15 protein-coding genes and 1 tRNA gene are annotated in these 12,727 nt (G+C 63.8%); 11 read left to right on the top strand and 5 right to left on the bottom strand.

The genetic code is table 11. The annotated features are described in order from the left end of the window. Positions 1-49 precede the first annotated feature (49 nt). From LB555_RS25215 to LB555_RS25205, 3 genes are all read left to right on the top strand, one after another. On the top strand, positions 50-247 hold the full coding sequence (locus tag LB555_RS25215; RefSeq protein WP_224684046.1) for a DUF1127 domain-containing protein: 198 nt from the start codon (positions 50-52) through the stop codon (positions 245-247). 180 nt (positions 248-427) lie between these two features. Beyond that, complete coding sequence (locus tag LB555_RS25210) at positions 428-1,828, top strand: oligosaccharide flippase family protein (RefSeq protein WP_015315578.1); 1,401 nt, start codon at positions 428-430, stop codon at positions 1,826-1,828. Then, a complete protein-coding gene (locus LB555_RS25205; RefSeq protein ID WP_224684045.1) occupies positions 1,828-3,108 on the top strand; it encodes a GNAT family N-acetyltransferase in 1,281 nt (426 codons plus the stop codon). The genes LB555_RS25210 and LB555_RS25205 overlap by 1 nt, the downstream gene beginning before the upstream one ends. Before the next feature lie 199 nt (positions 3,109-3,307). On the opposite strand, the gene LB555_RS25200 is transcribed toward LB555_RS25205, so the two are convergent. After that, positions 3,308-4,843: an FAD-dependent oxidoreductase gene (locus LB555_RS25200; RefSeq protein ID WP_224684044.1), complete on the bottom strand. Its 1,536-nt coding sequence runs from the start codon at positions 4,841-4,843 to the stop codon at positions 3,308-3,310. Positions 4,844-4,863: 20 nt separating this feature from the next. On the opposite strand from LB555_RS25200, the gene LB555_RS25195 reads away from it, so the two are divergent. Together LB555_RS25195 and LB555_RS25190 are read left to right on the top strand one after the other, a co-directional pair. Continuing rightward, positions 4,864-5,358 (top strand): MarR family transcriptional regulator, encoded by a 495-nt coding sequence (locus tag LB555_RS25195; protein ID WP_263489297.1) that lies wholly within the window; start codon positions 4,864-4,866, stop codon positions 5,356-5,358. Positions 5,359-5,464: 106 nt separating this feature from the next. Then, positions 5,465-5,806: a hypothetical protein gene (locus LB555_RS25190; RefSeq protein ID WP_224684043.1), complete on the top strand. Its 342-nt coding sequence runs from the start codon at positions 5,465-5,467 to the stop codon at positions 5,804-5,806. A gap of 22 nt (positions 5,807-5,828) precedes the next feature. Here the strand turns inward: LB555_RS25190 and LB555_RS25185 are convergent. After that, positions 5,829-5,913 (bottom strand) — tRNA-Leu (locus tag LB555_RS25185). 179 nt (positions 5,914-6,092) lie between these two features. On the opposite strand from LB555_RS25185, the gene LB555_RS25180 reads away from it, so the two are divergent. Then, positions 6,093-6,677 (top strand): YqaA family protein, encoded by a 585-nt coding sequence (locus LB555_RS25180; RefSeq protein ID WP_015315574.1) that lies wholly within the window; start codon positions 6,093-6,095, stop codon positions 6,675-6,677. Between the two features lie 85 nt (positions 6,678-6,762). Then, complete coding sequence (locus LB555_RS25175; RefSeq protein ID WP_140616849.1) at positions 6,763-7,281, top strand: disulfide bond formation protein B; 519 nt, start codon at positions 6,763-6,765, stop codon at positions 7,279-7,281. Positions 7,282-7,437: 156 nt separating this feature from the next. Here the strand turns inward: LB555_RS25175 and LB555_RS25170 are convergent, their stop codons facing one another. Both LB555_RS25170 and LB555_RS25165 read right to left on the bottom strand, forming a co-directional pair. Beyond that, positions 7,438-7,995: an HNH endonuclease gene (locus tag LB555_RS25170; RefSeq protein WP_006328497.1), complete on the bottom strand. Its 558-nt coding sequence runs from the start codon at positions 7,993-7,995 to the stop codon at positions 7,438-7,440. Positions 7,996-8,123: 128 nt separating this feature from the next. Next, entirely contained in the window at positions 8,124-8,765 is a 642-nt protein-coding gene (locus LB555_RS25165; RefSeq protein WP_140712912.1) for a DNA-3-methyladenine glycosylase family protein, read from the bottom strand. 75 nt (positions 8,766-8,840) lie between these two features. On the opposite strand from LB555_RS25165, the gene gluQRS reads away from it, so the two are divergent. Then, positions 8,841-9,716 carry a tRNA glutamyl-Q(34) synthetase GluQRS gene (gene gluQRS / locus LB555_RS25160; RefSeq protein ID WP_224684042.1) on the top strand — a complete coding sequence of 292 codons (876 nt, stop codon included), beginning with the start codon at positions 8,841-8,843 and terminating at the stop codon, positions 9,714-9,716. A gap of 137 nt (positions 9,717-9,853) precedes the next feature. Next, positions 9,854-10,756, top strand: coding sequence for a DMT family transporter (locus LB555_RS25155; protein ID WP_140662803.1), 903 nt, complete (start codon positions 9,854-9,856; stop codon positions 10,754-10,756). On the opposite strand, the gene LB555_RS25150 is transcribed toward LB555_RS25155, so the two are convergent. Continuing rightward, the gene (locus tag LB555_RS25150) at positions 10,726-11,577 is read right to left on the bottom strand and encodes a YihY/virulence factor BrkB family protein (RefSeq protein WP_015315569.1); all 852 of its coding nucleotides are present in this window, start codon (positions 11,575-11,577) and stop codon (positions 10,726-10,728) included. The genes LB555_RS25155 and LB555_RS25150 overlap by 31 nt on opposite strands. Before the next feature lie 58 nt (positions 11,578-11,635). On the opposite strand from LB555_RS25150, the gene LB555_RS25145 reads away from it, so the two are divergent. Continuing rightward, positions 11,636-12,502 carry an SDR family oxidoreductase gene (locus LB555_RS25145; RefSeq protein ID WP_224684041.1) on the top strand — a complete coding sequence of 289 codons (867 nt, stop codon included), beginning with the start codon at positions 11,636-11,638 and terminating at the stop codon, positions 12,500-12,502. A gap of 26 nt (positions 12,503-12,528) precedes the next feature. Then, positions 12,529-12,720 carry a twin transmembrane helix small protein gene (locus tag LB555_RS25140; protein ID WP_015315567.1) on the top strand — a complete coding sequence of 64 codons (192 nt, stop codon included), beginning with the start codon at positions 12,529-12,531 and terminating at the stop codon, positions 12,718-12,720. Positions 12,721-12,727 lie beyond the last annotated feature (7 nt).

The following is a 12,727-nucleotide window of genomic DNA, read 5'->3' as shown; positions in this document are numbered from 1 at the left end:
CTGCCGGCCCGTGCCGGCAGGCTTTTCGCGCGCATCGCGAGGAGAAATCATGCCCGAAATCGACATCGTCCTGGCGAGGCCGCGCACCCGGCCTTCGCGCCTGATGGCCGTTATCGCTTGGCTTGCATACGGATGGCACCTGCGGCATGACCGGCGTCGCTTGGAGGCCATGCCCGGTTTCATGCTGAAGGACATCGGTATCAGCCGTTGCGCGATCGACCATGTTGCAAGGCGCGGCGAGACGTGACGCCGGTAGACCTGACTGATTGACAAACGGCGCTGCGCCTGTGTCGCCTTTGCGGCACCCTCACCCGTTCGTCGTCGCTCGACCCTCGGCTACTACGCACGCCCTCCCCACCCACGCTTTCTTAAGGTGTCTTCGCTACACCAAAGCCTGAAAAGAGGCGGAAAACGGAGAGAAATCGGGGTGCGCTTTTCCGCGGCCACGACTGCCGGGCGGTTCTTGCCGCAGCGTTTGGCGCTGCGCGTGGAGCCTTTGCTTGGCCGTCTGGACGCCGTGCTGTTCACCGCCGACGAACGCGGCGAAGCCGGGCGCATGTCGGTCATCGCCTTCTCCATCCGCATCGTCAGTGCCGTCATCGCCTTCATCAGCCAGGTGCTGATGGCGCGTTGGATGGGTTCCTTCGAATACGGCATCTTCGTGCTGGTCTGGGTGACGATGGTCATCGTCGGCAACCTCGCCTGCCTCGGCTTCCACACATCGGTCATCCGCTTCATCCCCGAATACCGCGAGCGCGGCCTGATGGATGAATTGCGCGGCATCGTCGTTGCGAGCCGCCTGTTCGTGCTGATCGCCTCGACGGTCATCGCCGGGCTCGGCGCCCTCGGCGTCTGGCTGGCCGCGCCCTGGATCGAAAACTACTACGTGATACCGTTCATCCTCGGCGTCATCTGCCTGCCGATGATCGCGCTGTCGGATTTGCTGCAAGGGCTGGCGCGCGCCAATTCATGGGCGTTGTTTGCGCTGTCGCCGACCTACCTGATCCGGCCGGTGCTGATCCTGCTGTTCATGGCGCTGATGCTTTGGGCGGGCTACGCCGCCGACGCGCGGACGGCGATCTTCGCCTCGATCGCCGCTACCTACGCCACCACGCTGACCCAGCTCATCGGGGTCACCCAGCGCATGGAAAGGCAAATTCCGGCCGGCCCGATGAAAGTGCATTTCGCGCAATGGTTCGTCGTCTCGCTGCCGATCTTCCTGGTCGAGAGCTTCTTCTTCCTGCTCACCAACGCCGATGTGCTGATGGTCGGCGCCTATATGGATCCCAATGACGTCGCCGTCTATTTCGCCACGGTCAAGACGCTGGCGCTGGTGCATTTCGTCTATTTCGCGGTCAAGGCCGGCGTTGCCCAGCGCTACGCGCAGTTCACCCATGGCGAGCCGCAAAAGCTTGCCGCCTTTGCCCGCGAGACGGTATCGTGGACCTTCTGGCCCTCGCTGCTGATGGCGTTCCTGGTGCTGGCGCTGGGCGAACCGATGCTGGTGCTGTTCGGCCCCGAATTCACGTCGGGCTATCCGCTTCTGTTCCTGCTCGTCTTCGGCGTCGTGGCGCGCGCCGCCGTTGGCCCCTGCGAAAGCCTGCTCACCATGAGCGGCAACCAGAATGTCTGCGCCGCCGTCTATGCCATGACACTGGCCTTCAACATCGGGCTCAACGTAGTGCTGATCCCGCTTTTCGGCCTTTGGGGCGCGGCCATGGCCACCGCCTTTGCCATGATCTTCGAGGCCGGCGCGCTGTCCTTCACGGTCTGGCGCAAGCTCGGCATCGTCATGGCGATCTTCGTGCCAGCCAAAGGAGCCGCCTGATGGCCGCCATCCCTCTGCTCGAGGAAACCAGCGGCGGTCCCGCCGGCGCCATGGTGTCCGGCCTTGCCGGGCTGGCGCGCGACGCCGATCCCGCCCATATCGAGATCCTCGCCAACAACCGGCCCGAGCGCAAACTCGCCATCTACCCGGCGTCGGCCGGCTTCGACCTGGTCGAGGAACTGGACTATCTCTGCGCCCGCACGATCGAGCCGAACGTCTTCTTCAACCCGCGTTTCCTGGCGCCGGCCATGCCCCGGCTGGAAGATCGCGAGGTGCGCCTTGCCGTGATCCGGGACGGCGATGAATACCGCAACCGGCTGCGCCTGCTGGTGCCGATCTCGGTGGAACGGCCGGTGGTGCCGCTCGGCGTGCCGGTCATGCGCACATGGTCGAGCCCGTTCGGCCCACTCGGCACGCCGCTGATCGACCGCGACGATCCGGTCGGCGTGGTCGAGGACTTCTTCTCGATGCTGTCGCGCCCGCATCTCAAAATGCCGAAAGTCCTGGTCCTGCCCGACATCAGGCTCGACGGTCCGGTGACGAGCCTGGTCGCCACCGTGGCCGAGACGCGCGGCCTGGCGCTGGTCACCACGGGCCAGACTTCACGCCCCGTGCTGGAGAGCGAACTCGACGGCGATGATTATCTCAAGGCTTCGCTGCGCGCGCACCATTATCGCGAATTCCGCCGCCTGAAGCGGCGCCTCGGCGATCTCGGCAAGCTCGAACATGTCGTGGCACGCGGCCCCGAGGAAATCCGCCACGCCATCGAGCACTTCCTGACGCTGGAGGCGTCCGGCTGGAAAGGCCGCGAGCGCACCGCCATGGCGATCGACCGCTTCCGCGCCGCCTTCGCCCGCGAGGCGGTGCACCGGCTCGCCGAACAGGACATGTGCCGCATCCATTCGCTGACGCTCGACGGCCGCACCATCGCTTGCCTGATCGTCTTCGTCGAGGCTGGCGTCGCCTACACCTGGAAGACGGCCTATGACGAGACGCTGGCCGCCTATTCGCCGGGCACGCTGCTGATGATCGAGGTCACCAGGCAGCATCTCGACGATCCCAACATCATGATGACCGATTCCTGCGCCGTGCCCGACCACCCGGTGATGAGCCGGCTGTGGAGCGAGCGCAAGCCGGTCGGCACATTGGTGATCGGGTTGACAAGGGACGCCGACCGTCTCGCCCGCCAGGCCGCCTCGCAGCTGCATCTCTACCGCGAAACCCGCAACATGGCGCGCCTGCTGCGCAACCGGATGAAGAGCTTGCTCAAGAGGCGCTAGACCTGCGCTGGCGTGGGTGATGCAAAACCGTAGATTGCGACAACTGCCCTGTGGGCCGCGCTGCTGGTCGGCCTTGCAATCCCATTCAGAAATGTCTTCTGGCATGGCGGACCCAGGGCAGTCGAACGGCCGACATGCGTTCGAGCGGCTGTCGTGTCCCGGGACGGCCTCCGCAGGCCGTCCTGATCTCGCAAGTCCGTCATGTTGGTGCAACGTCGACCCTCCCGTTTGACTGAGAGCAGGCGTTCTCGGAAGGAAGTACCTTCGCCAGATAGTCACCGACCAGGGTGGAACTCGCGGCATCGAAAGTGGCGCCGACATAGCCGTCCGGCCGGATGAGCAGGCAGCCGCCCTCGGCCAAGCTGAGCTGATTAGAGGGGTCGCGCAGTTCCGCGCCTTCGCCCACCGTGACCACTCGCAGGCCCGCGCGCGCAGCCACGATCGGCCAGTAGTCAGGGCTCGATAGAAGCAGGGTCCAGTGCATGCCGGTCATCACGTCGAACAGACGGCGGGGCTGTCCAGCGGCGCCAGTTAGGGTCGCGTCCGGCATGCGCTCACCGGCCCGCGGGCGTATCGTCTGACCACCTCCGTCGTGAGAAAGTGATGAGTGGGGATAGCCGATGTCGAGCTGATGTGTGTCGCGGCCGCGCCGCATGCCGCCTTGTTCGCGCTGACGGTCGAGCAACTGGGTCGAAAGCCCCAGGACATCCGCCGCAACGGCGCGTCGCTCCTCCTCATAGGTGTCTAACAGCCCTTCGGGGGCGCCAGCCAAGACTGCGGCCAATTTCCAACCGAGATTGTAGGCGTCCTGAACGCTGGTGTTGAGGCCCTGTCCGCCCGTTGGCGGATGGATATGCGCGGCGTCCCCGGTTAGCAAAACCCGTCCGACCCGGTAGCGGTCAGCCAGACGCGCGTTCATCGCGTAGGCGGATGCCCAGGCCACCGACTGAACATCGATGTCGCTACGGCCAGTCCGCTCGGCGATCATCCGCGTCAATCCATCCGCGGAAAGGTCAGGCTCGCCGTCCAGCGGGATCGGCGCCTGCAGCTGGAACAGGTCCGTGCCGGCGAGCGGGCAGATCATGACGAGCCGCTCCATGTCGCCGTCATTGAACTGGTGCCAGGCAGCGCGGTCGAGTCCGCTCAGATGGGCATCCGCCACGATAGCACGGACACCCAGCGTCTTACCGGGAAAGTCGATGCCGAGCGCACTGCGGATCGAGCTGCGGCCACCGTCAGCACCAACCAGATAGCGCGTATGGACCCGCTCCTCGCCGCCAGACGACTTGAGGCGGGCGCCGACGCCATCATCGTCCTGCTCGAAGTCGATCAATGCGGTGCCGAACTCGACACGATGGCCCAGCTCCGCGAGGCGCTCGCGCATCACGCCCTCTGTAAGGAACTGCGGGATCATGAGCGCGATGAAATAGGGGACGTCGGGCGAGGGTTCGGGCGCTTCGAAAACGGCCTTTTCGTCATAGCCGCCGTCGTTGCGATACTCCCTCATCGGCGGATAGACACCGCCGGCTGCCATGATGCGGTCGATTATGCCCAGATCCTCGAACACCTCCTGCGTGCGTGGCTGCAAGCCCTTGCCGCGCGAGCCGGCGAAGGGACGTTCCATCTGCTCAACGATGCGGAACAACACGCCTCGCCTCGCCAAGTCGATTGCAAGCGTCAGCCCGGCTGCTCCCGCGCCGCAGATCAGGACGTCAATTTCAGCTCGCTCTTCCATTTTCGGCTCCAATGTGCATAATGCACACATTAAAGGGAGCCAAGCCGGTGTCAATAAAGAAAGTGCATAACGCACATATTAAAGTGTTGTTGCCCGAGCTGCATCGCTCGCTGATTGACATCGTCACCATCATGAACCGACCCGAGCGGGACGTGGAATTGCTCACCAAGGCGGGCCTCACGCTCGAGCGCGCCCTCTTCCCGCTGCTCGTTCTTGTCGAGAGACTTGGCCCCATCGGCGTTGTCGATCTGGCTGGCCGCGTCGGTCGCGATTACACGACCGTCAGTCGACAGGTGTCACGACTGGAGGAGCTGGGACTGGTCACGCGGCGCTTGAGCGCCGCTGACAAGAGGGTTCGCGAGGCCGTTGTCACACCGCAGGGAAAAGCGGCGACAGACGCGCTGGATGCGGCGCGGGAGCAAATAGCCGTTGCCAAATTCGCCGACTGGGACCGCAAGGACTTCGACGATCTAGTCCGCTTGATGCGAATGCTCGTCGATACGATGAAGGATTAGACCATAACCAACAGCAAGTGTCGCACTTTGCAAGGATCGACCTGCGCTCTCACTCAGCAATGCGTGTGTTATACACGCGCCTGATGAAAAGTGCAGCAGGCGCGACATGTCTGCTTACGCTGCACTTTCTCGACAGAAGCGAGCGGCTGAAACCGGCGCGCGCCTTGTTGTCGCCCATCACAGCGTGCCGAACGGAACGGCGAAGCGCTGGTTGGCGCGTTCGTCCGCCTTCGCCGACCGCGCCGGCGTCGATCGGGGAAAGGCCGCGGCCTGGGCAGAAATGGCCGGCCGTTTGCCGCTGCTTTCCGGCGCCGAAGAGGATCTGCTTTGCGAGGCCGGGTTCTCGGATGTCGAGCTTCTTCTATGCCGCCTTCTCGTTCCGTGGCTAAGTGGCGGCGGCAAGCATGGCCTGAGCGCCTCCCGCGATAACTGCCCCCAAAATGGCTAAGCTTTGCTCTGATTTTGAAGGATGGTGCCCCTAGCCGGGATCGAACCAGCACTCCTTGCGGAACTCGATTTTGAGTCGAGCGCGTCTACCAATTCCGCCATAGGGGCTCAGGCCGCGCGGCCTGGATGGGCGCGGACTATACGGTCGGAGGCCTGTTCGTCAACAGGCCAATTTCCAAACCAGCCTCTGCCGCGACCAGACGGCACCTTTCCAATTTGTAAGACCGCAGCCATTGTGCAGCGCGAAAAACCTTTCTAGACAGACGGGCCGTTCCATAGGAGAGCCGATGCTTCGCGGACTGTATGACTGGACCCTGTCGCTGGCGGCGCGCAAATCCGCCGAATGGTGGCTGGCCTTCATCGCTTTCGTCGAGAGCTCGGTGTTCTTCATACCGGCAGACGTTCTGTTCCTGCCCATGGCGCTGGCGCGCCCCGAACGCGCCTATCGCTACGCGCTGACCGCCACCGTTGCGTCCGTGCTGGGCGGCATCGCCGGCTGGCTGATCGGCTACTATGCCTACGACACAATAGCACGGCCGATCCTGGAGCACTTCGGCGGCCTTGCCACGTTCGAGAAGTGGCAGTCTTCCGGCACCGGGCTAATGCTGGTGCTGCTCGTCACATCCGGCGTTGCGCACCTGCCGCCGATCAAGGTGGTCACTATTCTGGCCGGCGCGCTCCACATCAACCTTGTTGTCTTCATCGTCTCGGCCATCATCGCGCGCGGCGCCCGCTTCCTGCTGCTGGCGTGGCTTTTGCGCCGCTATGGCGAGCCAATCCGCGAATTCATCGAAAAGCGCCTGGGCCTGATCGTCGGCGCCGCCGCGGTCGCCCTGATTTTGCTCTATATCCTGATCAAATACGCCCTCTGAGGTTTGATGCTTAAAACCGCGCAACGGTTTTGGCAGCGCGGCGAGCAGACTTTGCGGACGGCGAACACAACGGACGAAAGACGCCATGACAGCGACCATGAATGCCGATACCGGCCACCAGCGGACACGCGCGGCCCTGTTTCTCGCCGTCGCGATGGCCGCGACCGTTGGCTCGGCGCTCGGCTTCCAGCACATTGGCGGCTACATCCCCTGCCACCTCTGCCTGGAACAGCGCACGCCGTATTACATCGGCGTGCCGTTGATGGTGCTGGCGGCGATCGCATCGATGCTGCGCGCACCCGCATGGCTGACGCGCGGCCTGTTGGCCATTGGCGGCCTCCTGATGCTGTACGGGCTCTATCTCGGCGTCTATCACTCCGGCGTCGAATGGGCATGGTGGCAGGGCCCGGCCGATTGCACCGCGGGCGCCGGCCCGGTCGACACCGGCGGCAAGGGCGTCCTCGACGCGCTTGACAAATTCGTGCCGCCCTCCTGCGACAAGGCCGCCTTGCGCATTCTCGGCCTGTCACTGGCCGGCTGGAACGCCATTGCCAGCCTTATCCTCGCCGCCGTCGCCTTCCGTGGCGCGCTGGCCCGCGATTGAGCTACAGAGCCGACGCGAGATCGTTCAAAGAATTCGGCAGGCTGAGTCGCATGGAGTGACTGTCGAGAACCGAAACGCAGCGGACATTTGGTCCGTGAACATCGGAAGCACAGACACTTGCTCCAGACGGCCAACCTCCCGAAATCTCGAACGAACTCAAGGCTCCAGTTCGACATCCCAGTAGAGATAATCCATCCAGCTTTCATGCAGATGGTTGGGCGGGAACAGGCGGCCGTTATTGTGCAGATCATGCACCGTCGGCTGAAACGGCTTCTGCAGCGGCCACATCTTGGCGTGAGCCGGCATCATGCCGCCCTTCCTCAGATTGCAGGGCGAACAGGCGGCGACGACATTCTCCCATGTCGTGGCGCCGCCACGGTGACGCGGGATGACATGGTCGAAGGTCAGGTCCTCGGGGGTACCGCAATACTGGCACTGGAAACGGTCGCGCAGGAAGACATTGAAGCGGGTGAAGGCCGGATGCCTGGAAGGCTTCACATAGGCCTTCAGGCTGACCACGCTCGGCAGCTTCATCGAGAAGGTCGGCGAGGATACGGCGTGCTCGTATTCGGCCACGATGTTCACCCTGTCGAGGAACACCGCCTTGATGGCGTCCTGCCAGGACCAGAGCGACAAGGGGTAATAGCTGAGCGGACGGTAATCCGCATTCAGCACCAGCGCTGGAAGCCCATCCGGAGATACGGCAACCGTCACCTTGTTGACCTCCTAGTTCTAGAACCGTTCGGCGTGGATACTGTAAGCCTGACATGACAGGGATGTGAAGCGGATTGTCGCTGGCACGAAGCGCCAAAAACACATGATTTTTAGGCTTTCTTGCGGATTCAGGCTGGCGGTGCGGCGTCCCGGCCCCTGGTTTCGCGATAATAGGACCAGAAAAGCCGCGATGCGACACCTCGCCACGGGCTCCATGATTCGGCCAGCGCGATCAGTGTTTTCTCCGCTGGACGCGGGTCGATGCCGAGCGCCTGACCAACAGCGCTCTGCAGGGCAACGTCGCGCGCCGGGAAAATGTCGGGGTGTCCGGCAGCAAACAACAGATACACTTCCGCCGTCCACGGACCGATACCGGGCACCGCCGTCATCCTGGCGATCGCCTCCACGGCATCGAGCGAACAGAGGTGATGCAGGTCGAGCCCATCGGCCACGGCCTGGGCAACCGCGATCAGGCCGCGCTGCTTGGGCCGCGACAGGCCGGCCTCGCGAAACATGTCCTCGCCGGCGGCAAGGATCGCCCGCGGCGTCAGCGGATCGACGAGTTTCGTCAGCCGGCCGAAGATCGCATCGGCGCTCGCCCGCGACACCTGCTGCGAGACGATGATCGAGGCTAGGCTCCTGAAGCCCGGCTCCGAAAGCCTGAGCGGCACCTCGCCGGCCATGCCGCGCACTTTCCCCAGGCGCGGGTCGATGAGGCAAAGCGCGTCCAGCCCCCGCTCAACGTCGTCCAGTGTCGCGATGCGCTGCATGGTATCCTTGTCCGAAGATGTGCAGCAAGGTAGCAACCGCCAAAACCACAGCACAACCCGATTGCCGCTCGAGACATGACGCTCCTGACATTCCGCTTCGCGCCCAGCCCCAACGGCGAACTGCATCTGGGCCACGCCTATTCGGCGCTGCTCAACCAGAAGCTCGCAAATACCAGTGGCGGCCGCTTGCTGCTGCGCATCGAGGATATCGACACCACGCGCTGCGCGCCAGAGTTCGAGGCGGGCATGATCGCCGATCTGAAATGGCTGGGCTTCGACTGGGAAAGGCCCGTGCGCCGCCAGTCCGAGCATTTTGCAGAATATGGAACGGTGCTCGGGCGCCTGATCCGCGAGGAACTCGTCTATCCCGCCTTCATGAGCCGCGGCGAGATACGCGCCTTCATCGCCGATGGCGAAAAGCGCGGGCGCGACTGGCCGCGCGATCCCGACGGTGTGCCGCTTTATCCCCCGGCCGACAAGGCGCTTTCGATGAAGGAACGCAAGCGGCGGATTGCCGAGAATGCGCCCTTCGCCTGGCGGCTGGACGTCGGCGCCGCCATGGCGCGTGCCGGCAGGGACCTGGCATGGGCCGAATTCAGCGACGGGACGCTGTCCACGACGCACTCCGTCGAGGCGCGTCCCCAGGATTGGGGCGACGTTATCGTGGCGCGCCGCGACATCCCGACCAGCTACCACCTCGCCGTAGTCATCGACGATGCCCTGCAAGGCGTCAGCCATGTCGTGCGCGGACAGGACCTGTTTTCCGCGACCGGGGTGCAACGCCTGCTGCAGGAGATTCTGGGATTGCAGCCACCCGCCTATTTCCATCATCGGCTGATCCTCGGGCCGGATGGGCGAAAACTGTCGAAGAGCTTCAGGGATACGGGCCTTGCCGCCTTGCGCGACGCAGGCGCCTCGCCGGAGGAAGTCAGAAGGATGATTGGGCTCTGACAGGAGAAACGCTCTCCGGACACGCCACCCGTTCAACCTCCTTGACGCATGGATCAATCGTTTCGTTTTGCGCGCGGGGTTGAACAGGACTAGAGCATCCTCACGGTCAATTCTCACCAGCGCGGCGATCCCGGAAAATGTCCAGCATCAAGCGGTTCATCCCCGCCACCTTCGTTGTCCTGTGGGCGACCGGCTTCATCGGCGCGCGTTACGCCATGCCATGGGCGGAGCCGTTCACCTTCCTCGCCGCGCGTTTCGTGCTCGCCGCCATCCTGCTGGCCGTGCTGATGCTGGTGCTGGGCTCGAAACGAGCCACCCGCGAGGAGGCTCTGCATGCCACCGGCGCCGGCGTGCTGATGCATGGCATCTATCTCGGCGCCGTCTTCTGGGCCATCCATCGAGGCATGCCGGCCGGTTTTTCGGCCCTGATCGTCGGCCTGCAGCCGCTGATCACCGCGGTGCTTGCCGGCAAGTTTCTGGGCGAGGCCATCCTGCCGCGCCACTGGCTTGGCCTCGCTATCGGGCTGGTCGGCATCGTCATCGTGCTGTGGCCGAAACTCGGGGCGCTCGGTGGCGGCGTGACGGCGGCGACACTGGCCGCCTCGCTGGTCTCGGTGCTCGGCATGAGCGCCGGCACGATCTGGCAAAAGCGTTTTGCGTCCGGAGGCGACCTCGTGGCGGCCACCATGTGGCAATATGTCGGCGGCGCTTCGCTGATGATCCTGGCTTCGCTTGCCTTCGAAACCCAAACCGTCGTCATCAATGGCGAATTGGTCTTCGCCATGGGCTGGCTGCTGCTGGTGCTGTCGCTCGGCGCCATCTTTCTCCTGATGGTGATGATCCGTGACGGCGAGATGTCGAAAGTGGCCTCGTTGTTCTACCTGGTGCCGGCGGTGACGGCCGTCATCGCCTGGGCCTTGTTCAACGAGCAGCTCAATGCGCTGCAGATCGTCGGCATGGCCATCACCACTTTCGGCGTGGGCCTGGCAACCGCCCGAACAGGCAAACTTCAGCCGACCCGGGCACGCGCCTCTAGATAACGGCTGATCGCGGCGTTGAGCTCGCCGCCGAGGATGAAGATCGCCGAGACGATGTAGAGGAAGACCACCGCGATCATGATCGAGGCGAGACCGGCATAGGTCGTCACATAGGACGAGAAATGGTCGAGATAGGTGGCGAACATGGTCGAGCCGATAAGCCATGCGGCCAGTGTGAAGATGATGCCGGGTATCAGCGAGACGAAACGGCGCTTGCCGGCCGGCAGCCAGTAATGGACGGCAAACAGTCCGCCGATGATGACGGTTGAGGCGATGACGTACCGCCACAGCGTGATCGTGCCCGTATAGGGTTTGATCCATTCGAAATGGGCTTCCGCCAGCCGCGCCAGCAGGGGCGCGAACACCAGCAGCACGCTTATCGCCAGGAACCCGGCGGTAGCGATCAGCACGAAGAAGATGCTTTGCACCCGGCGATAGATGATGCCGCGCGTTTCCGTGACCCGATAGGCGCGGTTCAGCGAGGTGCGCAGCGCCTCGATGCCGTTGGAGGCAAAGTAGGCGGCAAGCAGCACGCCATAAGTCAACAGATCACTGCGCCTGACGGTCAGCACGTTCAGCACCTCGTGCGCGATCGGCTTGGCGATCTGGTCCGGCCAGGTGTCGAAGACCAGGTGCACGGCTGTGTCGGCAAAGGCCTGGGCACCAAGGAAGCTCCCCAGCGTCGTGGCGAAGATCAGGAATGGAAACAGCGCCATCAGCGAGGTGATCGCCAGATGGCTGGCCATCGCCCAGCCGTCATCGGTGTTGAAGTGGCCGAGCGCGTCGTAGAGCACGCGGCGCAGGGCGACAATGTTCCGCAGCAAGGACGCGCGCTCCCCTCGATTGTCTCGACGCCGCGAATATGGGAAATGAATGCGGCAAATGGCAACCCTTCGTCAAACCCCGAATTCTCCAGCTGCAGACTTGCGCACCATCATCGTCACCGGCGCGTCTTCCGGCATAGGCGCCTATTGCACCCGTGCATTGAAGGCTGAGGGCTGGCGGGTGTTCGCGACGGCCCGCAAGCCGGAGGACATCGCCGCCCTCGAAGCCGACGGCATCGAGGCTTTTTACCTCGATTATAGCGAACCGGACTCCATAGCCGCCCTGGCGGCGGCGGTGCTCGATCGCACCGGCGGCAGGCTCGACGCGCTGTTCAACAACGGTGCCTACGCGCAGGCAGGCGCCGTCGAGGATCTGCCCGTTGCGGCGCTCAGGGAGCAGTTCGAGGCCAATTTCTTCGGCTGGCACGACCTGACCCGCCGCCTGGTTCCGGTGATGCGACGCCAGGGCCACGGCCGCCTCGTCCATTGCTCGTCGATCCTCGGTCTCGTGCCTGTGCGCTTCCGCGGCGCCTATTCGGCCTCCAAGCATGCCTTGGAGGCCCTGATGCTGTGCCAGCGCCAGGAACTGGCCGGCAGCGGCATCTATGTCTCGCTGATCGAGCCGGGGCCGGTGAAATCGAAGATCGCCAGCAATGGCCTGCCCTGGTTCCTCAGGAATATCGACCATGAGAATTCCGCGCATCGCGCAGACTATGCCGCGCAAGTGGAGCGCATGCGCGCCGGCGGCAGCAAATCGGCGCGGAAGCCCGGGCCTGAAGTGGTCTACAAGGTGCTTCGCCATGCACTTCTGTCGCGGCGCCCACGCCCGCACTATGTGGTAACAATGTCGGCCAGGATCGGTGCCATGCTCAAACGCGTCCTGCCGGCCTCGATGCTCCACCGCCTGCTCGCCAAGCGCGCCTGAACAAGCAAAGAACTGGAAACGCAAAAATGGCCACTGCCTTCAACATACTTGCCATTCTGGTCATGGCCGCCGTCGTGGTCGTGCTGATCAGGGGGCTCATCAACATGATGCGCGGCGGCTCCGGAGTGACCTCCAACAAGCTGATGCAGGCCCGCGTTCTGCTGCAGGCCGTGGCGCTGGCGCTGATCCTGCTGGCCGTGTATTTCACCCGCAAGTGAGGCTTTT

This window comes from Mesorhizobium sp. BR-1-1-10 (genome assembly GCF_020165595.1).
GTDB classification, from domain to species: Bacteria; Pseudomonadota; Alphaproteobacteria; order Rhizobiales; family Rhizobiaceae; genus Mesorhizobium; species Mesorhizobium australicum.
The sequence above is the reverse complement of the archived record's forward strand: the minus strand, read 5'-3'. Positions and strand labels throughout refer to the sequence as shown.

Coding starts and splice junctions, on each gene's coding strand:
- LB555_RS25215 (WP_224684046.1), top strand. CDS start 50: ATGCCCGAAATCGACATCGTCCTGGCGAGGCCGCGCACCCGGCCTTCG.
- LB555_RS25205 (WP_224684045.1), top strand. CDS start 1,828: ATGGCCGCCATCCCTCTGCTCGAGGAAACCAGCGGCGGTCCCGCCGGC.
- LB555_RS25200 (WP_224684044.1), bottom strand. CDS start 4,843: ATGGAAGAGCGAGCTGAAATTGACGTCCTGATCTGCGGCGCGGGAGCA.
- LB555_RS25195 (WP_263489297.1), top strand. CDS start 4,864: ATGCACACATTAAAGGGAGCCAAGCCGGTGTCAATAAAGAAAGTGCAT.
- LB555_RS25190 (WP_224684043.1), top strand. CDS start 5,465: ATGTCTGCTTACGCTGCACTTTCTCGACAGAAGCGAGCGGCTGAAACC.
- LB555_RS25180 (WP_015315574.1), top strand. CDS start 6,093: ATGCTTCGCGGACTGTATGACTGGACCCTGTCGCTGGCGGCGCGCAAA.
- LB555_RS25175 (WP_140616849.1), top strand. CDS start 6,763: ATGACAGCGACCATGAATGCCGATACCGGCCACCAGCGGACACGCGCG.
- LB555_RS25165 (WP_140712912.1), bottom strand. CDS start 8,765: ATGCAGCGCATCGCGACACTGGACGACGTTGAGCGGGGGCTGGACGCG.
- gluQRS (WP_224684042.1), top strand. CDS start 8,841: ATGACGCTCCTGACATTCCGCTTCGCGCCCAGCCCCAACGGCGAACTG.
- LB555_RS25155 (WP_140662803.1), top strand. CDS start 9,854: ATGTCCAGCATCAAGCGGTTCATCCCCGCCACCTTCGTTGTCCTGTGG.
- LB555_RS25145 (WP_224684041.1), top strand. CDS start 11,636: ATGGCAACCCTTCGTCAAACCCCGAATTCTCCAGCTGCAGACTTGCGC.
- LB555_RS25140 (WP_015315567.1), top strand. CDS start 12,529: ATGGCCACTGCCTTCAACATACTTGCCATTCTGGTCATGGCCGCCGTC.